This is a genomic window from Bacillus sp. RZ2MS9, from assembly GCF_001816185.2.
In the GTDB taxonomy this organism is placed as follows: domain Bacteria; phylum Bacillota; class Bacilli; order Bacillales; family Bacillaceae_G; genus Bacillus_A; species Bacillus_A cereus.
Map to the genome: position 1 here is coordinate 1,434,925 of NZ_CP049978.1, position 22,110 is coordinate 1,457,034.

Genomic DNA, 22,110 nt, shown 5'->3' on the forward strand with positions numbered 1-22,110 from the left:
TTTCCTCACCTATCAAATTAAAGTTCTGAAAATTCAGTTAAAAGGAGTGTTAAAAATGGAAAAACGTATCGTTTGTTTAGCTGGTGATGGTGTTGGTCCAGAAGTAATGGAAAGTGCGAAGGAAGTATTGCATATGGTAGAAAGGCTATATGGACATCATTTTCATTTGCAAGATGAGTACTTTGGTGGTGTTGCTATCGATTTAACTGGGCAACCATTACCACAGCGAACACTTGCCGCCTGTTTAGCGAGTGATGCGGTTTTACTTGGAGCAGTAGGTGGACCAAGGTGGGATAGTGCGAAAGAAAGGCCTGAGAAAGGATTATTAGCATTAAGAAAAGGACTCGGTGTATTTGCGAATGTTCGCCCTGTAACGGTAGAAAGTGCAACTGCACATTTATCACCATTAAAAAACGCTGATGAAATTGATTTCGTTGTCGTTCGTGAATTAACAGGTGGAATTTATTTTTCTTATCCGAAAGAGCGAACGGAAGAAGTGGCGACAGATACACTTACGTATCATCGCCATGAAATTGAACGTATCGTTTCGTATGCTTTTCAATTAGCGAATAAGCGGAAGAAAAAAGTAACATCTATTGATAAAGCGAATGTTTTAGAGTCTAGTAAATTATGGAGAACTGTGACAGAAGAAGTAGCACTTCGCTACCCAAATGTGGAAGTAGAACACATTTTAGTAGATGCAGCAGCTATGGAATTAATTCGGAATCCAGGAAGATTTGACGTTATTGTAACGGAAAATTTATTTGGTGATATTTTAAGTGATGAGGCTTCAGTATTAGCTGGATCATTAGGAATGCTTCCATCAGCAAGTCACGCTGAAAAGGGGCCTTCATTATACGAGCCTATTCACGGATCAGCACCGGATATTGCGGGGAAAAATAAGGCGAATCCAATTGCGATGATGCGTTCTGTTGCAATGATGCTTGGGCAATCGTTCGGATTAACGAGAGAAGGATATGCAATTGAAGAAGCAGTTTCTGCAGTCCTTAAATCAGGAAAATGTACAGCAGATATCGGGGGGACTGAAACGACAACTTCATTTACAAAGGCAGTTATTCAAGAAATGGAAGAGCAAGCGTTAGTAGGGAGAGGAAGATAATGGGGAAAAGGTTACTAGATAAGCTTTGGGAAAGACATGTAGTTGCGACTAATGAAAATGGATTGGATTTATTATATATCGATCTACATCTTGTTCATGAAGTAACGTCACCGCAAGCCTTTGAAGGCTTGCGGCTTACAAATCGAATAGTCCGCAGACCAGATTTAACATTTGCAACGATGGATCATAATATTCCAACGAAAGATGTTTGGAATATTACCGACCGCATTGCGAAGCAGCAACTAGATACACTTCGGGAAAACTGTAAACAATTTCAGGTGCCATTAGCGGATATCGGAGATGAAGAGCAAGGGATCGTTCATGTAATAGGACCAGAACTTGGACTCACACAGCCAGGGAAAACGATTGTTTGTGGTGATAGTCATACAGCAACACACGGTGCTTTTGGCGCACTAGCGTTTGGTATTGGTACGAGTGAAGTGGAACATGTATTGGCGACGCAAACGTTATGGCAACGAAAGCCGAAAGCAATGGGCATTGAGTTAAAAGGAAAGTTACCGCAAGGTGTTTATGCGAAAGATATTATTTTACACCTTCTTTCAAAGTACGGAGTAGCAGTTGGAACAGGTTACGTAATGGAATTTTACGGAGAGGCCATTCATGCTATGGATATGGAAGAGAGGATGACGCTTTGCAATATGGCAATTGAAGGGGGAGCAAAGGCTGGCATTATTGCACCAGATGAAAAAACGGTTGCTTACGTAAAAGGGCGTAAATATGCACCGAAAGACTATGAATCTATTAAGAAAAAATGGTCAGAACTTTATACAGATTTAGATGCAGTTTATGATTTACATATTCTAGTAGATGTTACGGATCTAGCGCCGTACGTTACGTGGGGAACAAATCCTAGTATGGGTGTTCGGATCGATGAGAAATTGCCAGAAAAGCATGATGCAAATGACGAAAGAGCGTTTTCTTATATGGGGTTGAGTCCCGGACAAAGTACGTATGACATTCCAGTTCAACATGTTTTCATTGGATCTTGTACAAATTCTAGGCTTTCTGATTTAGAAATTGCTGCATCTGTCGTGAAAGGTAAAAAAGTAAAAGAAGGTGTGCGAGCACTTGTTGTACCTGGATCTCAAAGGGTAAGAGAAGCAGCGATGCATAAAGGATTACATCGCATATTTGAAGAAGCTGGATTTGAATGGAGAGAGCCCGGATGCTCAATGTGTCTAGGTATGAATCCAGATCAAGTGCCTGAAGGGGAACATTGTGCCTCTACGTCAAATCGCAATTTTGAAGGAAGACAAGGAAAGGGAGCACGAACGCATTTAGTTAGCCCGGCAATGGCGGCAGCGGCTGCGTTATATGGTCATTTTGTTGATATTAGAAAGGAGAGTTATGATGGAGCCATTTCGTATTCATAAAGGTACTGCCGCAGTACTGATGAATGATAACATTGATACAGATCAAATTATTCCGAAGCAATATTTAAAGAGAATTGAAAGAACTGGGTTTGGGAAGTTTTTATTTGATGAGTGGCGATATGATAATAATCGCCAAGAAAACCCTAATTTCCCGCTTAATGCACAAGAAAGAAAAGGAGCCAGTATATTAATCACAGGCGATAATTTTGGATGTGGCTCGTCAAGAGAACATGCTCCATGGGCACTTGCTGATTATGGTTTCCGCGTTATTATCGCTGGAGGATTTGCCGATATCTTTTATATGAATTGTATGAAAAATGGCATGTTACCGATTGTAATGGATAAAGATATGCGTGAACAACTTGCTAAAACAGATGCGAGAGAACAAATCACAGTTGATTTAGAAAATGAAATAATGACAACGAATACGCATAGATTCCATTTTACAATCGAGAAAATGTGGAAAGAGAAGTTATTAAATGGTTTAGATGAAATTAGTATTACAATGCAATATGAACAAGAAATAAAAGAGTATGAAAGAAAAGTGGCTTTATATTAAAAAAAATGACGGAATATTAAAAATGTATTTACATTCAAAATTAACTGTTATATACTATGTGAAAATCAGAGGAGAAAGGGAGTAAGTATTATGAATATCGTGCAATCTATTACAATGCTTACACAACTACATCATCATACATGAAACCCTTGAACCTAGCGTGAAAACGTGTAGGTACAAGGGTTATTCCCGTTGTACCTACACTCTACTGAAGAGCCTTGTAGGTATTTTGTCTACAAGGCTCTTTTTATTTTCGGCTTAGGGGAATGAAATAGGCATACATTAGAAGGGGAAAGGTGTGAAAATTTAGATGACAAAATGGAAACGGGCAAATCCAAATGGAACGAGAGATTATTTATTCGAAGAATGTACGTTAATTGAAGAAGTAGAACAAAAATTAAGGCTTACTTTTTTAGAGAGAGGTTATGAAGAAATAAGAACACCTACAATTGAATTTTATGACGTTTTTGCATTTCAAAATAGACCGATAGATGAAGAGAAGATGTATAAATTTTTTGATGAAAAGGGAAGGATTATCGTTTTACGTCCAGATATGACAATTCCTTTAGCGAGAGTTATTGGAACACAGAGATGGGATACGCCACTTAAAGTGACGTATAGCGGGAATGTATTTCGAGCGAATGAATCCCATTCTGGAAAATATAATGAAATCGTACAAAGTGGTATTGAAGTTATCGGGATTGATAATGTAAGAGCTGAAATTGAATGTGTAATAAGTGTCATTCAAGCACTTCAAAAGTTGAAGGTGCAATCTTTTACAATTGAGATTGGGCAAGTACAGTTATATAAATGTATTGTAAAAAAACTCTCCATCCATGATGAAGAAGAAAGGGTACTTAGAACGTATATAGAAAGTAAAAATTATGCAGCCCTCTCAAATTTTATCGGAGAAAAGAAATTAAATCGATGCGATGAGACAGTAAGGTTACTTGAGAAATTGCCAAGGCTATTTGGAAATTTAGAAGTTATTGAGGAAGCAGAAAAGCTTGCTTCAAGTAATGAAATGAAAATGGCAATTGCAAGAATAAAAGAAATGTATGAAACAATTGAAACGTTAGGATATGGTTCTTACATATCAATTGATTTGGGCATGATTCAACACTTAGATTACTATACGGGTGTTATTTTCAAAGGATATATATATGAAATTGGAGAAGAAATCGTTAGTGGCGGAAGATACGATGAGCTAATTGGCAATTTTGGAGAAATGCTGCCAGCTGTTGGACTCGCGGTACAAGTAAATCAAATTGTGAAGGCGCTGCAAGAGCAGCAAGAACCATATGAACGAAATCAAATTGATATTGTGATTCATTATGAGTTAAATAGATTAGCGGAAGCAGAAAGGTTACGAAATTTACTTCGAAAGGATGGGAAGAATGCTTGGTTATCTCTATTCTCTAATTTAAGCGATACCTTTCAATTTGCAAGAAAAAATAAAATAGGAACGGTTGTTGAGGCAAAGAATGAATATTTAGTGGAATATGTATGGAATGAGAAATGGGTAGTCCAGAAAGAAGGAGAGGCTTCATGCGTAACATTCAAATTGCGTTAACGAAAGGAAGATTAGAAAAACATGTCATTCCACTTTTTGAGCAGATTGGAATTGATTGTTCCGAGCTCAAAAATAAAGGTCGGAAGCTTGTATTTCAAAGTAAAAATACAAATGTTTCATTTATTTTAGTAAAAGCGGTTGATGTTGCTACTTATGTAGAACATGGGGTAGCTGATATTGGCATCGTTGGAAAAGATATTTTAATGGAAAACGAGAAAGATATTTATGAAATGCTGGATTTAGGAGTGGGGATTTGTAAGTTTTGTGTTGCTTCTATTCCTACGTATAATCCGAAGAGTTACCGAAAAAAAAGAATTGCTACGAAATACCCGCATATTACTTCTACTTATTTTCATGATAAGGGAGAGGATGTAGAAATTATTAAAATAGAAGGTTCTGTAGAAATCGCTCCTCTTCTTGGATTGGCAGATGCGATTGTAGATATTGTTGAAACAGGAAAAACATTACAAGAGAATGGACTCATTGTATTTGAGGAAATGTACTTTATATCGGCTCGGATGATTGTAAATAAGGCAGCCTTAAAAACTAAAAAAGACGAAATATTCAGCATTATAAATATGATGGAGCAAGAAATCTTATCAGGGAAATAGGAGGATTTAAAATGGAAATCATTTATGAAGACTTTAAGGAGGCATTATCTAAAATAAAAGTGCTAAGAGAAAACGCTAATATAATAGAAGAAACTGTTCAAAGAAGTGTAAGAGAAATCATTAGACATGTAAGGGAAGGGAATGATGAGGCTTTATCTTTCTATACAAAAAAGTTTGATGGTGTAGAGATGAAAGATTTTCGTGTAAGTGAAGAAGAAATACAGCAAGCGAGTATGTTTGTAGAGAATTCATTTTTAGAAGCTTTAAAAGAGGCGAAGAAAAACATTGTTTCGTATCACGAAAAGCAAAAGAAGTATTCAATCTTCGATTGTGAAAGTAAAGGCATAATTAGAGGGCAGCTCATTCGGCCATTAGAAAATGTAGGTGTATATGTACCAGGTGGGACAGCCTCATATCCTTCTTCAGTATTAATGAATGTATTGCCGGCGAAACTTGCAGGTGTGAAAAAGATTGTAATGGTAACACCACCGAGGAAAGGGGGAATTGATCCTCATATATTAGTTGCTGCAGATCTTGCGGGAGTAGATGAAATTTATACGATAGGTGGCGCACAAGCAATTGCTGCTTTAGCATACGGGACGGAATCGATTCCGAAAGTGGATAAAATAGTTGGACCGGGAAATTTGTACGTCGCTCTAGCGAAACGAGAAGTATACGGGATAGTAAATATCGATATGATTGCTGGTCCATCAGAAATTGTAGTTGTCGCGGATGAAACAGGTAATGCAAAATATATCGCAGCGGATTTATTATCGCAAGCAGAGCATGATGAGAGAGCAACGGCGATTTGTATTACAACGAATATGGAACTAGCTAAAGAAGTAGAAAAAGAGGTAGAAAGACAGTTAGAAACGTTACCAAGAAGTGAAATTGCACGTGAATCAATAAATAGAAATGGAGCCATCTTTATCGTTGCTTCTTTAGAGGAGGCACTAAAGTTATCAAATAAAATTGCTCCAGAACATTTAGAGTTACATATAAAAGAACCGATGAATGCTCTAGATTATGTGAAACATGCAGGCTCTATTTTCCTTGGGCCATATGCACCTGAACCGCTCGGGGATTATTTGGCGGGACCGAATCATGTATTACCAACTAGCGGAACGGCAAGATTTTTTTCTCCGTTATCAGTCGATGATTTCGTGAAAAAATCAAGTTTTATTTCTTATACAGAGGAAGCATTAAAAAATGTACAGCATCATATTGTAGAGCTTGCAAATAAAGAAGGGTTACATGCACATGCGAGAGCAATCCAAATAAGGTTTGAGGAGGAAAAATAATGCGTCAGTCCAGTCAAGCACGTGAGACGACAGAAACAAAAATTAAATTAAGTTTGCAGCTTGATGAAAGTACGAGTGTATCTATTCAAACGGGGGTTGGTTTTTTCGATCATATGCTGACTTTATTTGCTAGACATGGAAGATTTGGATTGCAAGTTGAGGCAGAAGGTGATGTATTTGTCGATGCACATCACACCGTTGAAGATGTTGGAATTGTACTCGGAAATTGCTTGAAAGAAGCTTTGCAAAATAAAGAAGGAATTAATCGTTACGGTTCTGCGTATGTACCGATGGATGAATCTTTAGGATTTGTCGCAATTGATATAAGTGGACGCTCATATTGTGTATTTCAAGGGGAATTAACAAATCCGAAGCTTGGGGATTTTGATACAGAATTGACGGAAGAATTTTTTAGAGCAGTTGCACATGCTGCCAATATTACATTACATGCGCGCGTTCTATACGGAAGTAATACACATCACAAAATTGAAGCATTATTTAAAGCTTTTGGTAGAGCGCTTAGAGAAGCGGTCGAAAAAAATGCCAACATTACTGGTGTAAATTCAACGAAAGGGATGTTGTAATTGATTGCCATTATAGATTATGGAATGGGGAATATTCGCAGTGTAGAGCAAGCATTAAAATATATTGAGGCAGAGTACATTGTAACGAGTGATAAAGAAGAGATATTGAGAAGCGATGGTGTGATTTTACCGGGAGTAGGTGCATTTCCGAAAGCGATGGACGTATTAGAAGAAAGAGATTTAGTGTGTGTACTAAAAGAAGTTTGTGACATAGGAAAACCACTCCTTGGTATATGTTTGGGCATGCAACTTTTATTTGAACGAAGTGAGGAACTAAAAGATTGTAGCGGGTTAGGTTTACTACCAGGGGAAATTCGTAAGTTAAAAGTTTCGTATAAAATTCCTCATATGGGATGGAATGAATTAAGGAAGGAAAGAGAATTTCCGCTTTGGAATGGATTAGTGGATGGTTCTTTCGTGTATTATGTTCACTCATATTACGCGGATTGTCCAGATGAAATTGTATGCGGAGTAAGTGATTATGGAATGCAAATACCAGGGTTTGTCGCGAAAGGAAATGTATTTGGTGCACAGTTTCATCCAGAAAAAAGTGGCGAAATTGGCATGCAAATATTAAAAAATTTTCAAGGAGTGGTAGAAGCATGGAAATCTTCCCAGCTATCGATTTAAAAGAAGGGCGATGCGTTAGACTTTATCAAGGAGAGTTTAGTAAAGAAACGGTGATGAATGAAGATCCGGTAGCGCAGGCAATCATATTTGAAAAGCTTGGAGCGGAAATACTACACATTGTTGATTTAGACGGTGCAATTGCTGGCGAGTCGTTAAATTTGCCCGTCATTGAAAAAATTTGCAAGGCGGTACGTATTCCTGTGCAAGTGGGAGGAGGAATTCGTTCACTTGTAACGGTGGAGAAGTTATTATCAGCAGGTGTAGAAAAAGTGATTTTAGGAACAGCAGCTCTTTATGATAAGTCATTTTTAGAGGAAGCAGTTCGTCTATATAAAGAGAAAATCATTGTTGGAATTGATGCGAAAAATGGTTTCGTAGCAACGAGAGGTTGGCTTGATCTGTCTGAAATTTCTTACGTTAGTTTAGCGAAACAAATGGAAAGTTTAGGTGTTCAAACGATTGTGTTTACAGACATTTCGAAAGACGGGACGCTTGCAGGTCCAAATTTTGAACAATTAGCGATACTTCAAAAAAGTGTGGGCATTCGTCTCATCGCCTCTGGAGGAGTGGCATCTATTCAAGATGTGAAAAAGTTAAATGATATGAATATATATGGTGTCATAATTGGAAAGGCGCTTTACGAGAAAACGATTGATTTAGAAGAAGTGTTACAGGTAACGAAGTTATGTTAGCGAAACGAATCATTCCATGTCTAGATGTGAAAGAAGGGCGAGTCGTAAAGGGTGTAAATTTTATAGGATTACAAGATGTTGGTGATCCGGTTGAAATAGCTGAAGCATATAACGAGGCAGGGGCAGATGAAATCGTATTTTTAGATATTACAGCGACTCATGAAGGAAGAAAAACGATTATAGATGTTGTAGAAAAAACAGCAGCTAAAGTATTTATTCCTCTTACGGTTGGCGGGGGGATTTCAAGTGTGAAAGATATGTACAATTTACTAAGAGCTGGAGCAGACAAAGTTTCAATAAACTCAGCGGCAGTGCGAAACCCGAAGCTTATAGAAGAAGGGACAGAACACTTTGGATCACAATGTATTGTCGTGGCAATTGATGCTAGAAAAGTAGCAGAAGGTAAATGGAACGTATACGTCAACGGCGGAAGAGTTGACACAGGAATGGATGCCATAGAATGGGCGAAGCGTGTTGTTAAACTTGGGGCAGGTGAAATTTTGTTAACGAGTATGGATGCAGATGGAACGAAAAGCGGATATGACCTTCGTTTAACAGAAGAAATTTCAAAAAGTGTTTCCATTCCAGTCATCGCATCAGGGGGCTGTGGTCATACGGATCACATTATAGAAGTTTTTCAAAAGACAACAGTTGATGCAGCGTTAGCGGCATCCATCTTTCATTATGGTGAGGCGACAGTGCAGAGTGTAAAGCGAAAATTAAGAGATGCAAATGTTGAGGTGCGGTTATGAAACCTAATTTTTCAAAAGGATTAATACCAGCAATTGTCATCGAAGAAGGTACGAAAGAAGTTTTAATGCTAGCTTATATGAATGAAGAAGCATATGAAAAAACGTTAGAGACGAAAAGAACATGGTTTTATTCTCGTTCTAGGCAGTCGTTATGGAATAAGGGGGAAACATCAGGGAATCTTCAATATGTGCAATCTTTATATTTAGATTGTGATCAAGATTCAATTGTTGTGAATGTGAAACAAGTAGGACCTGCTTGTCATACGGGAGAGAAGACATGTTTTCACTATCAAATTATATAGGGGGATACATATGGAAAATGCCTTTAAGTTGCTGTATAAAACAATTGAAGAACGAAAGGAAAGCCCACTTCCTGAATCGTATACAAATTATTTATTTTCAAAAGGAGAAGATAAAATTTTAAAGAAAATTGGTGAAGAGTGTGCTGAAGTAATTATCGCATGTAAAAATAATGATAAAGAAGAAGTAGTGAAAGAAATGGTTGATGTATTTTATCACTGTTTCGTTTTATTAGCTGAAAAAAATATTACATTGGAAGATGTCATGCGGGAGGTGAAAGAACGAAATGGAAAGCTTTCGAGAGTTGGGGATAGAAGGGAAATAGATACATTATAAGGGGGAATGTATATGAAAGTAGATTATCATCTTCACTTAGAAGAAGGACCGTATTCAATAGGATGGCTTGCTAAAATAAATGAAGCGCTGGAACGTTATGAACCGCTTCAAGAAAGGCATTCTATTGATTGGCTTATGAAAACACAAGAGCGTTTGCAAAAGCGTGTGAAGGAAGGGCCATTTACAACAGAATGGATGGACCTCTATTTAGAAGAAGCTGTGCGAAAAGGTATAACAGAAGTTGGGATTGTTGATCATTTATATCGTTTTCATGAAGCGAAAGGATATTATGAAAAATATGTAGATATTAGTGATTCTAAGCTCGGTCGTATACAGAAGGAATGGTTAGATCAAGTAAGGGTAGTTTCACTGTATGATTTTACAAAGGTCATTGAAGAGGCGAAAGAACGATGGAGTAAAAGAGGTGTCACACTTAAACTTGGAATTGAAGCGGATTATTTTATTGGTTGTGAAGGAGAGTTAAAAGAATTATTAGCGCTAGGAGACTTTGATTATATAATTGGTTCCGTTCATTTTCTAAATGGCTGGGGATTTGATAATCCAGATACGAAAGAATATTTTGAGAAGCATGACCTACGCGCATTATATGATATGTTTTTTAAAACAGTTGAGAGTGCGATTCGTACCGAGTTATTTGATATTATCGCTCATCTTGATAATATAAAGGTATTTAATTATCGATTGGATGAGAATGAACAGCTTTCTTATTATGAGGAAATTGCCTGTGCGTTAGTAGAAACGAATACGGCAACAGAAATAAATGCAGGATTATACTATCGTTATCCTGTTCGTGAAATGTGCCCAAGTCCACTATATTTACAAGTATTAGCTAAGTATGGTGTTCCAATTACGATTTCTTCGGATGCCCATTATCCAAATGATTTAGGGAATTATGTACAAGAAAATGTACAAACATTACTAGCTCACGGTGTTACTCAGGTTGCAACATTTACGAAGCGAGCAAGAGTAATGAGGTCGCTTGAAGAAGAAGTAACAAATTCAAAATGAAACGCAATTTTTTGATGAAAACCGTCCTTTTTGTTCAAAATAAGAAAGAATGAAAAGGAGGGTAAGAAATGGCGAAACAACAAAATAAACAAAATGTACAAGGTGCACAGCAACAAGCTTATACTTCTGAAACGAATGCTGAATCTCAATCGGTTATTGAGGAGCAAATTAGCGATACGGTTGCAGAAGGAACGATTGATGTGAAGCTTGGAAAAGAATCGCAGGAAAAAGCGTAAGAAAAGGGGAGAGTTGCATCTCCTCTTTTTTCATGGAAAAGTGTCGATTTTTAAAACTATAATCAAATTCCTTGGTTTTTATATGTGGATTTCTTACAATGAAATATAAGAGATATCTTATTTTCTATAGAAGAGGTGTTAGTAGTGGCAAAAATATTAGTAGCGGGAAAAATTCCGGAAATTGGATTAGAACTATTAAAAGATCATGATGTAGAAATGTACGATAAAGAGGAGTTAATTTCTATAGATGAATTAACAGAGCGTGTAAAAGATAAAGATGCATTGTTAAGTTTACTTTCGACAAAGGTGCCAAAAGAAGTTATTGATGCAGCGCCTCATTTAAAGATTGTTGCAAACTATGGTGCTGGTTACGACAATATTGATTACAAGTATGCGGGCGAAAAAGGAATTGCAGTTACGAATACACCGAAAGTATCAACGGAAGCGACTGCAGAATTAACATTTGCACTTCTTTTAGCAACGGCGCGTAGAATTCCTGAAGGGGATACGTTATGTCGTACGACTGGATTTAACGGATGGGCACCGTTATTTTTCTTAGGACGAGAAGTTCATGGTAAGACAATCGGAATTATAGGTCTTGGAGAAATCGGGAAGGCTGTTGCAAAACGTGCGAAAGCATTTGGAATGGATGTTTTATATACAGGGCCAAATCGTAAGCTTGAAGCTGAAAGTGAGCTGGGGGCAACGTATGTGATGTTGGAAGAATTATTACAAACAGCAGACTTTATTACAATTAACTGTGCTTATAATCCAAAATTACATCATATGATTGATGAAGAGCAGTTTAAAATGATGAAGAAAACAGCGTATATTGTAAATGCTTCACGTGGGCCAATTATGAATGAAGCAGCACTTGCTCATGCATTAAAAACGAATGAAATTGAAGGAGCAGCTCTTGACGTGTTTGAATTTGAACCGAAAATTACAGAAGAGCTAAAAGAATTAAAGAATGTAGTACTTGCTCCACACGTAGGGAATGCAACATTTGAAACTCGTGATGCGATGGCTGAAATGGCTGTCAGAAATATTTTAGCTGTATTAAACGGTGAAGAGCCAGTAACACCTGTAAATCAAAAGGTATTAGTTACAAAATAAAAAGAAACCTTCCGGACTCGGAAGGTTTTCTTATTTTTCTTTATTCGCTTTTTTAGACGGTCTTTGTCTAATGAATTGAGATAACATGTACAAAATATATAGTGGAATGGCAATAAATAAGAAAACAGAAAAATTTCCAAATCCTGTTTGATACATTGTAATAATGATTCCAACTAAAAATAGTGTAATAATGATGCTATATCGTGGAATTGGTACATCTTTTAAACTTGGGATACGAATGCGGCTCACCATTAAAAATGCGAACGTTACAAATACGGTAATAAGAACGATTTTTGGAATGGTATGTGAAAATAACGTTAAGAAAGCAACAAGCCCTCCCGCTGCTGTAATCGGTACTCCAGTGAAATATTTCATTGAAGTAGAAGATGGTGTTACATTAAATCGTGCTAAACGATATGCTCCGAAAAGAGGGAATAATCCCGCTATGTATAATCCGATGATTCCGTAGTTTGAGAAAGATGTGTAATACATTAAAACAGCTGGTGCTGCACCAAATGTTACGACATCTGCAAGCGAGTCGAGCTCTTTTCCCATTTGTGAATCAACACGTAATAAACGAGCAACACGACCATCAAGACTATCTAACATCATCCCGATAAGTACTAAAATAGCAGCTGATTTATAATATCCTAAAGATGCATAGCCGATTGATAAAAATCCGCTATATAAATTTCCGAGCGTAAATAAGTTTGGAATAGCTGCTCTATACAAAATCTGATCCCTTGCTTTCTGTAATAAATTCTTAATTAGTGTATGAAAGTTTACTTATTTTATCATACCATAAATTTATTCCTCATACGAAAGAAATTACCAATTTGTGAAAGATTTCATAGAAGGATGGTTTGAAAATTAAGTGAAAATAAAAAGAGGAAGCAACTTGTATAAAGTTGCTTCCTTTACTATTCAAATTTCGTTGTCATCGTTCCAGTTTTATATCGATTATTAGGATCGAAGCGTAATAAATCTCCATAAATTAATTTATCGGAGAGTTTTAATTCTGTTTTTGCTTTTTCAATATACGGCTGACATAGCGTCATGTCAGCTTCTTCACCCGTACTTCTTTTGTAGCACATATTTTTTGTATAAACATACTCTTCAGAAACAAAGCTACCATCACGCATTACCATAAGCGGGTCTTTCTCTTTAATAAATAAGTCAGTTCCAAATTCAACGGATTTATTTGTTTTAATACCAAGTAAATGAAGGAGCGTTGGCTTAATATCAATTTGACCGGATACTTTAGAAACAACTTTTCCTTCTTGGCCAGGCACATGAATAATAAGAGGGACTCGTTGTAATTGCATGGAATCGAATGGTGTAATAGTATCTTTTCCTAGGAACTGTGCCATAGCTGCGTTATGGTTTTCGGAAATACCGTAATGATCACCATAGATGACAATAACGGAATTATCATACAATCCTTCTTCTTTTAATTGTTTAATAAATAATTTAAGAGCTTCATCTGTGTAACGAACAGTTGGGAAGTAGCGGTTTACAACACCACTTTCCGAGTTGAATTCATCAACATATTGATCTTCCGGATTTAGAAGAAATGGAAAATGATTTGTTAATGTAATAAATTTTGTATAGAACGGTTGCGGTAAAGATTTTAACTTTGGAATAGATTGTTCAAAGAACTCTTTATCTTTTAATCCCCAACCGACAGACATTTGCTCCGTTCCTGCGTAATCATTTAAATTAAAGTAACGATCATATCCAAGCGCAGGATACATTACATCCCGATTCCAAAACGTTTTATCATTTGAATGGAAGACGGCAGAAGAATATCCGTATTTCTTTAATTGTTCTGGTGTCGCTGTGTATTCATTTGTTGCATGAGTAAAGAATACAGAACCACGATCTAGCGGATAAAGTGAGTTTTCAACGATAAATTCAGCATCAGAAGTTTTACCTTGTCCAGTTTGATGATAGAAGTTATCGAAATAGAAACTATCCTTAATAAATTCATTTAAAAATGGTGTAATTTCTTTTCCATTTATTTTTTTATTAATAACAAAGCTTTGTGTAGATTCCATTGAAATTAAAATTACATTTTTACCTTTTGCAGCTCCAAATAAGTTTTTATCAACTTGTTTGTCTTTTGAGTCTGTATAGTTTTTAATTTCAGAAAACCCATCCCCACTTGCAAATACACGCTCAGCTGAGGACTTGGATTGAAGCGTAATATCAAATAGATGATATGTGTATAAACCTAAATTCTTCACGACAGTTTGACGGTCAAATGAGCGTGAGAACATTTGTGGTTTATAAATAACTGATACAACAATTTGTAGTGCTAATAAAGCTGTTACACCGCTAAAGAAAGTTCGCTTCTCTGAGCGGGAAAGTGGTGTTTTGTCGCCAAATGATGGGAATTTACGCGAAATAAACATTAAAATAATTGCATCTGCAAATAAAAGTAATGTTTTGTACGTAAAGAGTTCTTTTATACTTGTCCCTAAATCAGCCATATTGTTTGTTTGGAATAAAACTGGGAAAGTAACGAAATCGTTATAGAACCCATAAAACATTGCGTTTCCAAATAAAATAAATGACAGTATAAAACTGATTCCAATTATAATTCGGTTTCGGTGCTTAGATGCAAGTAAAGCTAAGCCGAAAAATAAAAGTAACGCAGCTAGTGGATTGATAAAAAGCATGAATTCTTCAAAGAAATTATCAATTTTAATATCAAATGCTAGCTTGTACACAATATATGTTTTAATCCATAGTAAAACGACTGCAACGAGTGCAAATCGCAGTTTTGGAAACAGATGTTGTAGCATAATATACTCCTCTCCTAAAAAGCATGACAGTTCTTGAGAGTCAGTTTGCTTAACGACTCATTTTATATATACGAACAGTCCTTTGTTATTATGATTATTATACTATGAGTATCATTATACGAAAATAAAAGAAGGTTGTGGGCTTTTTTATAATAATCGAGTAGAAAAAGAGTGGTGGGAGACAATAAAACAGAATTTCTATGTATGATAATTATTGTACGCAGAAAGAATCGCGTGATAATACGGAGGTTATAATGCGAAAATTATTATATTTTATAGCATGCAGTAGTGTTATACTTTTTACTTCACCGAGTGTGTCGGTAGCCCAATATGATGCACCTCTTATGGAAGATGCACTTTATTCTGTTTTATTTCCAAAAATAAATAAAGCAATTGAAAAACAATATGGAAGTTTGAAACCTTATCAATGTCCTAAAATTATTAGTTTAAAAAAAGTGTATAGCGGTACATATTTATTTCAAGCAAGTATTGAAGTGACAAAGTATGAACGTGTTGCTGGGAAAATTGCTCCACCATTTGAGAAGGTAACGATTACATTTAATAACGAAGAAGGCGAATGGGAAGTAACAAAGGTATTAGTAAAGCGCTTACCAGACGATACGAAATTAAACTGCAAAAAAACAATATAAAAAATTGTTTGACAAATAAAATGGTCCTTTGGTATTGTTAATAGCAACAATTAGATGTTTGAAAATTAAATAGACTTACCTCATCTACTCTCAAAGGTAGAGGCCGCGATAGGAAAGAGTAAGCTATGGGAGATTTAATGGAATCTGTGATCATAGGTTGAAAGGGACTATTGCCGAAATATAAGAATAACCATCTTATTCATATATTGGGACTGCATTGAATAAATGTAGTACTGTCATAAGATTTATTTTATGGAGAGCTATTTGGAGATGTTGATGCGGTTTCTTATTTTGAGGAGATAACAACTCGTTTATTTTTTCAATATATATTTTTCCTAATAAGAAACGCGTGTGAACATTGTTCCGCGCGTTTTTTGTCTATCTAAAAGCGTGCTGCAATGAATAGAAGATTGGGGTTATGAGTTTTAGAGGAAATAAGGGAGGAATTTAAATGTATTTACACGGCACAAGCCGAATTAATGGGCAAGGACACTTAGAAATTGGAGGGTGCGATACGACGCAGCTAGCAAAGCAATACGGAACACCACTTTATGTATACGATGAAGAGTCTATTCGAGGAAAATGCCGAGCATTTCATCGTGCTTTTAAAGAAAGTGGTTTCTCTTATCAAGTAGCATATGCAAGCAAGGCGTTCTTGTGCATGGAGATGTGCCGAGTAGCTCGTGAAGAGAATATGTCATTAGACGTTGTCTCTGGGGGAGAATTATATACTGCGCTCCAAGCAGGATTTCCGGCATCACGTATTCATTTTCATGGAAATAATAAAACAGAAGAAGAAATAGTGATGGCTCTTCAGGCGAATATCGGTTGTTTTGTCGTAGATAATTTCTTTGAATTAGAAGTTTTACACGATTTAGCGATGCAACATGGAAAGTTTGTGAACATATTAATTCGTGTAACGCCTGGAGTAGAGGCGCACACACATGAATATATTACGACAGGCCAAGATGATTCGAAATTTGGATTTGGCGTTTCAAACGGTCAAGCGATGCAGGCAATTAGATTTGCTTTACAAAAATCCAATTATAATGTGCTAGGGATCCATTCACATATTGGATCGCAAATATTTGAAACAGCTGGTTTTGTTCGAGCGATTGAAGTTCTTCGCCAATTTTTAGTAGAAGTGAGAGAGCAAACAAACTATGTAGTAAAAGTGTTAAATGTAGGCGGGGGATTTGGAATACGCTACACAGAGTCAGATACACCATTAACTCTTGAGACATATGTGCGAGCTGTAACAAGTGCAGTGAGAGAACAATTTACTGTATGTGAATATCCATTGCCAGAAATATGGATTGAGCCAGGCCGTAGCATTGTAGGTGATGCTGGGACAACAATTTATACAGTTGGATCTGTGAAAGATATTCCTGGTATTCGGAAATATGTATCAGTCGATGGTGGAATGACAGATAATTTAAGACCTGCTTTATATAGTGCGCGTTATGAAGCGATGTTAGCGAATCGAGGGAATGATGAGAATGAGGAACTCGTTTCGATTGCTGGGAAATGCTGTGAGAGTGGAGATATGTTGATTTGGGATATTCATTTACCGAAAGTCGCTGCTTCTGATTTACTAGCAGTTTCCTGTACAGGAGCATACGGGTACTCGATGGCGAATAATTACAATCGGATTCGAAGACCAGCCGTTGTCTTTGCAAAAGGCGGAACATCGCAAGTAGTTGTGGAACGCGAAACATATGAAAATATTATTGGGAACGATCGCATACGTATTAAAGAACTTGTCTAAATAGGAAAAGGAGTTGTTCGTATGGGCAATTCCTTTTTTATAAAATAAAATAATTAAAATATATCGGAAAACTAGGATTGAAAAAAATCAGAATTGTGATAAAATACAAATACAAAGCTTATCAAGAGAAGCGGAGGGAACTGGCCCGAAGAAGCTCGGCAACCTGCTTATAGAAAGCAAGGTGCTAAATCCAGCAAAATGGGATCCATTTTGAAAGATAAGGTAAAATATATTACCGAACAGTCTTTTCGAAATGGGAAAGATTTTTTTTATGAATAAAAAGGGGGGCTGTTCGCGTGGGTGTACGGGAACATTTTGCTGAAGTATCCGAGAAGATTGAAGCGATGCTTGCTGATATGAAATATGGTTCAATTACAATTGTTGTGCAAGATGGAAAAGTAATTCAGTTAGAGAAAAGTGAAAAAGTACGTTTAAAGTGAAAAGCGCTGACTAGAAAAACTAGAGGCGGTTTTAACCTATTTTCATTAGGTTAAAACCGTCTTTTTGCTTTTACAGGGGGAAAAAACATGTTGACGTATGAAACGTGGGAAGAAAATGTTGTTTCGTTTTCGGAAGAAGATGAAACAAAAGGCGCGCTATCAGTATTAAAGTGGGCTTATAAAGAATATAAAGATGAAATCGTCTACGCATGTAGCTTTGGGGTGGAAGGTATGGTATTGCTGCACCTTATAAACCAAGTAAATCCATCTGCTAAAGTTGTATTTTTAGATACAAATGTTCATTTTCAAGAAACATATGAATTAATTCAAAAAGTGCGGAGGCGATTTCCTTCATTAAATATTATAGAAAAACAACCGGAACTTACGCTTGATGAACAAGAGAAGTTGCATGGTGAGAAATTATGGGAAAGTAATCCGAATCTTTGTTGTAAGATTAGAAAAATTTTACCTTTAGAAAAATCATTAGTGGTGGAAAAAGCATGGATATCAGGCTTAAGAAGGGAACAATCAGAAACACGTAAGCATACAAAGTTTATAAATCAAGATCATCGTTTTCAATCTATTAAAGTTTGTCCACTCATTCATTGGACGTGGAAAGAAGTTTGGCGATATGTATACAAACATAGCTTGCCGTATAACCCGTTGCATGATGTTGGTTATCCAAGTATTGGGTGTGAGAAATGTACGTTACCTGTTGGGAATGGTGGCGATTCAAGAGATGGTAGATGGGCTGGAAAAGTGAAAACTGAATGTGGTCTTCATTACCAATAAGATGAATCTTGAAATAAAGCTAAGAGAGGATATAGAAAAATGAGCATAGTAAACGAATTAGTAAACCGTATAGATGAGGCATATGACGTATCACAAATTGAAAAAGAAATTAAGTTAGACAATATTGCGTTAAGTGATTTAGAACTATTGGCGACAGGTGGATATAGCCCCCTTACTGGTTTTTTAGGGAAGGAAGATTATGATTCAGTTGTAGAAACGCTTCGTTTAGCAAATGGTAGTGTGTGGAGTATACCAATTACATTACCTGTAACAGAAAAAGTCGCAGAAAGCCTGAAAGTTGGAGAGGAAGTAAAGCTTGTCAACAATGGAAATATATATGGTGTCATTCAAATAGAAGATATTTTTGTACCAGATAAAGAAAAAGAAGCGTTACTTGTATATAAAACAACGGATGAGGCTCATCCAGGAGTGGAAAAATTATATGAACGACCAAACGTTTACGTTGGAGGAACTATTATTCTAACAAAACGCTTTGAAAATAATCAATTTCCTTCTTATCATTTAGACCCAATTGAAACGAGGGAAGAATTTAAAAAACGTGGGTGGAAAACAGTGGTCGGGTTTCAAACGAGAAACCCGGTACATCGTGCCCATGAGTATATCCAAAAGTCTGCTCTTGAAATTGTAGATGGTCTCTTTTTAAATCCGCTCGTTGGAGAAACGAAATCGGATGATATTCCTGCTGATGTAAGAATGGAAAGCTATGAAGTACTTCTTCAAAACTATTATCCGAAAAATCGTGTCTTTTTAAGTGTATTTCCTGCTGCCATGCGTTACGCAGGACCAAGGGAAGCGATATTTCATGCGTTAGTAAGAAAGAATTTTGGATGTACCCACTTTATAGTAGGGCGTGATCATGCTGGAGTAGGAGATTATTACGGAACATACGAAGCGCAAGAAATTTTTACGAACTTTACAGTGGAAGAGTTAGGAATTACACCACTATTCTTTGAACATAGTTTTTACTGCACGAAATGTGAAGCGATGGCTTCAACGAAAACATGTCCGCACGGAAAAGAAGATCATGTTATTTTATCGGGTACGAAAGTAAGAGAATTATTAAGAAACGGTGAGATTCCGCCAAGTACATTTAGTCGTAAAGAAGTAGTGGAAGTGCTAATTAAAGGCTTGAAAAAAGAAGTAGTAACAGAATAGGGAGAGAACGAGATGGATACGAATATTACTTGGCATACAGCTTCGGTTTCAAAAGATGAGAGAAGAGTGAAGAATGGACATCATAGTTTTGTAATTTGGTTTACTGGTTTATCAGCTTCGGGTAAATCTACAGTAGCGAATGCGGTCGCTCGTAAACTGTTTGAAAAGAATATTGGAAATTATGTGCTGGATGGGGATAACATTCGCCACGGTTTAAATAAAGACTTAGGATTTTCTGAAAGTGATCGCATGGAAAATATAAGACGTATTGGCGAAGTGGCAAAGTTATTTGTAGATCAAGGAGCAGTTGTCCTTACAGCATTTATTTCACCATTTCGAGTAGACCGCAAACAAGTACGAGATTTATTAGCGGCAGATGAATTTATTGAAATTTTTGTGAAGTGTCCGATTGAAGAGTGTGAGAAACGTGATCCGAAAGGACTTTATAAAAAGGCAAGGAAAGGTGACATTAAGGATTTCACAGGTATTGATTCGCCTTATGAAGAGCCAGAGCAAGCGGAATTAATTGTAGAAACGCACAAATATTCTATTGAAGAATGTGCAGAACAAATCGTGAAGTACTTACAAGAGCGTAGTTTTATATAGGGGGATAAACAATGAGTTATGAAAAAGTATGGGCTAACAATGAAAAATTAAATCAGACCGAGAAAAATAAATTAGAAAAAGATGGCTTAGAAATTTTTAATGATATTCCTTACTATGCGGAAAATGGTTTCGAATCTATTCCGAAAGAAGAGTGGGATGCCTTTAAATGGGCAGGATTGTATTTACAACGTCCAAAAGAAGCTGGTTATTTTATGATGCGGGTAAATATTCCGTCAGGGATTATTACAAATGCACAGGCAGAAGTACTTGCTTCTATCGCTGAAGATTATGGACGTGATGTAATAGATATTACGACGAGACAGGCGATTCAGTTTCACTGGTTAGAAATTCAGCAAATTCCAGATATTTTTAAAAGATTAGCAAGAGTTGGATTGTCTTCAGCTGGAGCGTGTGGTGATATAACGCGGAATATTACAGGTAATCCGCTTGCTGGCATTGATGCAAATGAATTATTTGATACAACGCATATTGTAAAAGAAGTATACGATTACTTCCAGCATAATGAAGAGTTTTCTAATTTACCACGTAAATTTAAAATGTCTATTAGTTCTAATATTTATAACTCAGCAAACGCAGAGATTAACTGTGTTGCATTTACACCTGCTACGAAAGAAATAGATGGTGAGAAAAAAGTTGGTTTTCATATAAAAGTAGGTGGAGGATTATCAGCCCGTCCGTATTTAGCTGAGGAATTAGATGTATTCGTTTTACCAGAAGAAGTGAAGGCGGTGGCGATTGCAATTGCTACTATATTCCGTGATTTTGGATATCGTGAAAAACGTCATTTAGCGCGTTTGAAATTTCTTGTTGCGGACTGGGGAGCAGAGAAATTTAAAGAGAAACTAATAGAGTATACAGGGCCTTTACAAAGTAAAGGGGAAAGTGCACTCAAAGGATGGAATGCAGGCTATTTTTATGGTGTTCAAGACCAAAAACAAGAGGGATTAAAATATGTAGGTTTTAATGTACCGGTAGGTCGTTTACATGCAGAAGAAATGTTTGAGGTTGCAAGAATCGCAAAGCAATATGGAAATGGACAAATTCGTACATGTAACTCACAAAACTTCATTATTCCGAACGTTCCTCCGGAAAATGTAAAAGGATTACTTAGTGAACCGCTGTTTGAAGCGATATCTGCTAGCCCGAAATCATTTATTGGTCATGCGGTTTCATGTACCGGTATTGAATATTGTAATCTTGCACTAGTAGAAACGAAAGAAAGATTACGAAAAATTGCAGAATACTTAGATACACAAATTGCACTCGATGTTCCAGTTCGAATTCATATGGTAGGCTGCCCGAATTCATGTGGTCAACGTCAAATTGCTGACATTGGGTTACAAGGGGTGAAAATGAAGACGAAGGAAAAAGGCATTGTTGAAGCGTTTGAAATATACGTAGGTGGAACATTGTTAGATGGCGGTGCCTACAATCAAAAGTTAAAAGGAAAAATAGATGGCGAGGATCTACCTGATGTACTCGCATCATTTATAAGTTATTTCAAAGAGAATAAATTACCAGCCGAAACATTTTATGATTTTGTAGGTCGTATTGGTGTAGATACATTACAAATAGCGTTAAATAACGTGCTAGAAGAAGTAATAGCGTCTTAGGAGG

General features: G+C 36.6%; 24 protein-coding genes and 2 riboswitches. Of the genes, 22 read left to right on the forward strand and 2 right to left on the reverse strand.

The genetic code is table 11. The features are described from left to right. Nucleotides 1-55 precede the first annotated feature (55 nt). The 15 genes from leuB to BHV55_RS07490 all read left to right on the forward strand — a co-directional run bounded on the left by leuB (nucleotide 56) and on the right by BHV55_RS07490 (nucleotide 12,233). Nucleotides 56-1,120, forward strand: a complete 1,065-nt coding sequence (leuB, locus tag BHV55_RS07420) for a 3-isopropylmalate dehydrogenase (RefSeq protein ID WP_000415384.1) — start codon at nucleotides 56-58, stop codon at nucleotides 1,118-1,120. Continuing rightward, nucleotides 1,120-2,514: a 3-isopropylmalate dehydratase large subunit gene (gene leuC / locus BHV55_RS07425; protein WP_070757152.1), complete on the forward strand. Its 1,395-nt coding sequence runs from the start codon at nucleotides 1,120-1,122 to the stop codon at nucleotides 2,512-2,514. Before leuB ends, leuC begins: the two co-directional genes overlap by 1 nt. Further along, on the forward strand, nucleotides 2,492-3,073 hold the full coding sequence (gene leuD, locus BHV55_RS07430) for a 3-isopropylmalate dehydratase small subunit (protein WP_070757151.1): 582 nt from the start codon (nucleotides 2,492-2,494) through the stop codon (nucleotides 3,071-3,073). Before leuC ends, leuD begins: the two co-directional genes overlap by 23 nt. Before the next feature lie 310 nt (nucleotides 3,074-3,383). Continuing rightward, nucleotides 3,384-4,646 (forward strand): ATP phosphoribosyltransferase regulatory subunit, encoded by a 1,263-nt coding sequence (locus BHV55_RS07435; protein ID WP_000170293.1) that lies wholly within the window; start codon nucleotides 3,384-3,386, stop codon nucleotides 4,644-4,646. Further along, nucleotides 4,622-5,257: an ATP phosphoribosyltransferase gene (hisG, locus tag BHV55_RS07440; RefSeq protein WP_001244493.1), complete on the forward strand. Its 636-nt coding sequence runs from the start codon at nucleotides 4,622-4,624 to the stop codon at nucleotides 5,255-5,257. The genes BHV55_RS07435 and hisG overlap by 25 nt, the downstream gene beginning before the upstream one ends. Before the next feature lie 11 nt (nucleotides 5,258-5,268). Continuing rightward, complete coding sequence (gene hisD / locus BHV55_RS07445; RefSeq protein WP_070757150.1) at nucleotides 5,269-6,558, forward strand: histidinol dehydrogenase; 1,290 nt, start codon at nucleotides 5,269-5,271, stop codon at nucleotides 6,556-6,558. Continuing rightward, complete coding sequence (gene hisB, locus BHV55_RS07450) at nucleotides 6,558-7,142, forward strand: imidazoleglycerol-phosphate dehydratase HisB (RefSeq protein WP_001249951.1); 585 nt, start codon at nucleotides 6,558-6,560, stop codon at nucleotides 7,140-7,142. The genes hisD and hisB overlap by 1 nt, the downstream gene beginning before the upstream one ends. Next, the gene (gene hisH, locus BHV55_RS07455) at nucleotides 7,143-7,772 is read left to right on the forward strand and encodes an imidazole glycerol phosphate synthase subunit HisH (protein ID WP_070757149.1); all 630 of its coding nucleotides are present in this window, start codon (nucleotides 7,143-7,145) and stop codon (nucleotides 7,770-7,772) included. Beyond that, a complete protein-coding gene (gene hisA / locus BHV55_RS07460) occupies nucleotides 7,745-8,464 on the forward strand; it encodes a 1-(5-phosphoribosyl)-5-[(5-phosphoribosylamino)methylideneamino]imidazole-4-carboxamide isomerase (protein ID WP_000402298.1) in 720 nt (239 codons plus the stop codon). Before hisH ends, hisA begins: the two co-directional genes overlap by 28 nt. Continuing rightward, nucleotides 8,458-9,216 (forward strand): imidazoleglycerol phosphate synthase cyclase subunit, encoded by a 759-nt coding sequence (hisF, locus tag BHV55_RS07465; RefSeq protein ID WP_000880110.1) that lies wholly within the window; start codon nucleotides 8,458-8,460, stop codon nucleotides 9,214-9,216. The genes hisA and hisF overlap by 7 nt, the downstream gene beginning before the upstream one ends. Continuing rightward, complete coding sequence (gene hisI, locus BHV55_RS07470; RefSeq protein ID WP_000803961.1) at nucleotides 9,213-9,518, forward strand: phosphoribosyl-AMP cyclohydrolase; 306 nt, start codon at nucleotides 9,213-9,215, stop codon at nucleotides 9,516-9,518. Before hisF ends, hisI begins: the two co-directional genes overlap by 4 nt. A 10-nt stretch (nucleotides 9,519-9,528) precedes the next feature. Further along, nucleotides 9,529-9,852, forward strand: coding sequence for a phosphoribosyl-ATP diphosphatase (gene hisE, locus BHV55_RS07475; protein ID WP_000426357.1), 324 nt, complete (start codon nucleotides 9,529-9,531; stop codon nucleotides 9,850-9,852). A gap of 12 nt (nucleotides 9,853-9,864) precedes the next feature. Next, a complete protein-coding gene (locus BHV55_RS07480) occupies nucleotides 9,865-10,881 on the forward strand; it encodes a histidinol phosphate phosphatase domain-containing protein (protein WP_000861846.1) in 1,017 nt (338 codons plus the stop codon). Nucleotides 10,882-10,949: 68 nt separating this feature from the next. Beyond that, nucleotides 10,950-11,117 (forward strand): YozQ family protein, encoded by a 168-nt coding sequence (locus tag BHV55_RS07485; protein ID WP_001118880.1) that lies wholly within the window; start codon nucleotides 10,950-10,952, stop codon nucleotides 11,115-11,117. Nucleotides 11,118-11,261: 144 nt separating this feature from the next. Next, nucleotides 11,262-12,233 carry a 2-hydroxyacid dehydrogenase family protein gene (locus BHV55_RS07490; RefSeq protein ID WP_070757148.1) on the forward strand — a complete coding sequence of 324 codons (972 nt, stop codon included), beginning with the start codon at nucleotides 11,262-11,264 and terminating at the stop codon, nucleotides 12,231-12,233. Nucleotides 12,234-12,263: 30 nt separating this feature from the next. On the opposite strand, the gene pssA is transcribed toward BHV55_RS07490, so the two are convergent. Next, nucleotides 12,264-12,965 (reverse strand): CDP-diacylglycerol--serine O-phosphatidyltransferase, encoded by a 702-nt coding sequence (gene pssA / locus BHV55_RS07495; RefSeq protein ID WP_000285417.1) that lies wholly within the window; start codon nucleotides 12,963-12,965, stop codon nucleotides 12,264-12,266. Between the two features lie 188 nt (nucleotides 12,966-13,153). Beyond that, nucleotides 13,154-15,040 (reverse strand): LTA synthase family protein, encoded by a 1,887-nt coding sequence (locus BHV55_RS07500; protein ID WP_000939082.1) that lies wholly within the window; start codon nucleotides 15,038-15,040, stop codon nucleotides 13,154-13,156. 254 nt (nucleotides 15,041-15,294) lie between these two features. On the opposite strand from BHV55_RS07500, the gene BHV55_RS07505 reads away from it, so the two are divergent. The 7 genes from BHV55_RS07505 (at nucleotide 15,295) to BHV55_RS07535 (ending at nucleotide 22,106) form a co-directional block, all read left to right on the forward strand. Next, nucleotides 15,295-15,690: a DUF3888 domain-containing protein gene (locus BHV55_RS07505; protein ID WP_001228824.1), complete on the forward strand. Its 396-nt coding sequence runs from the start codon at nucleotides 15,295-15,297 to the stop codon at nucleotides 15,688-15,690. 89 nt (nucleotides 15,691-15,779) lie between these two features. Then, nucleotides 15,780-15,961, forward strand: a riboswitch (Lysine riboswitch). A 180-nt stretch (nucleotides 15,962-16,141) separates the two neighbouring features. Then, complete coding sequence (lysA, locus tag BHV55_RS07510; protein WP_070757147.1) at nucleotides 16,142-17,458, forward strand: diaminopimelate decarboxylase; 1,317 nt, start codon at nucleotides 16,142-16,144, stop codon at nucleotides 17,456-17,458. A 115-nt stretch (nucleotides 17,459-17,573) separates the two neighbouring features. After that, nucleotides 17,574-17,682: riboswitch (SAM riboswitch) on the forward strand. A gap of 72 nt (nucleotides 17,683-17,754) precedes the next feature. After that, the gene (locus BHV55_RS07515; protein WP_070757146.1) at nucleotides 17,755-17,898 is read left to right on the forward strand and encodes a YezD family protein; all 144 of its coding nucleotides are present in this window, start codon (nucleotides 17,755-17,757) and stop codon (nucleotides 17,896-17,898) included. A gap of 87 nt (nucleotides 17,899-17,985) precedes the next feature. Beyond that, the gene (locus BHV55_RS07520) at nucleotides 17,986-18,690 is read left to right on the forward strand and encodes a phosphoadenylyl-sulfate reductase (protein ID WP_000959014.1); all 705 of its coding nucleotides are present in this window, start codon (nucleotides 17,986-17,988) and stop codon (nucleotides 18,688-18,690) included. A 39-nt stretch (nucleotides 18,691-18,729) separates the two neighbouring features. Continuing rightward, nucleotides 18,730-19,866: a sulfate adenylyltransferase gene (sat, locus tag BHV55_RS07525; RefSeq protein ID WP_044584250.1), complete on the forward strand. Its 1,137-nt coding sequence runs from the start codon at nucleotides 18,730-18,732 to the stop codon at nucleotides 19,864-19,866. 12 nt (nucleotides 19,867-19,878) lie between these two features. Then, entirely contained in the window at nucleotides 19,879-20,472 is a 594-nt protein-coding gene (cysC, locus tag BHV55_RS07530) for an adenylyl-sulfate kinase (RefSeq protein WP_000380499.1), read from the forward strand. A gap of 11 nt (nucleotides 20,473-20,483) precedes the next feature. Beyond that, entirely contained in the window at nucleotides 20,484-22,106 is a 1,623-nt protein-coding gene (locus BHV55_RS07535) for a nitrite/sulfite reductase (RefSeq protein WP_048568835.1), read from the forward strand. Nucleotides 22,107-22,110: the final 4 nt, after the last annotated feature.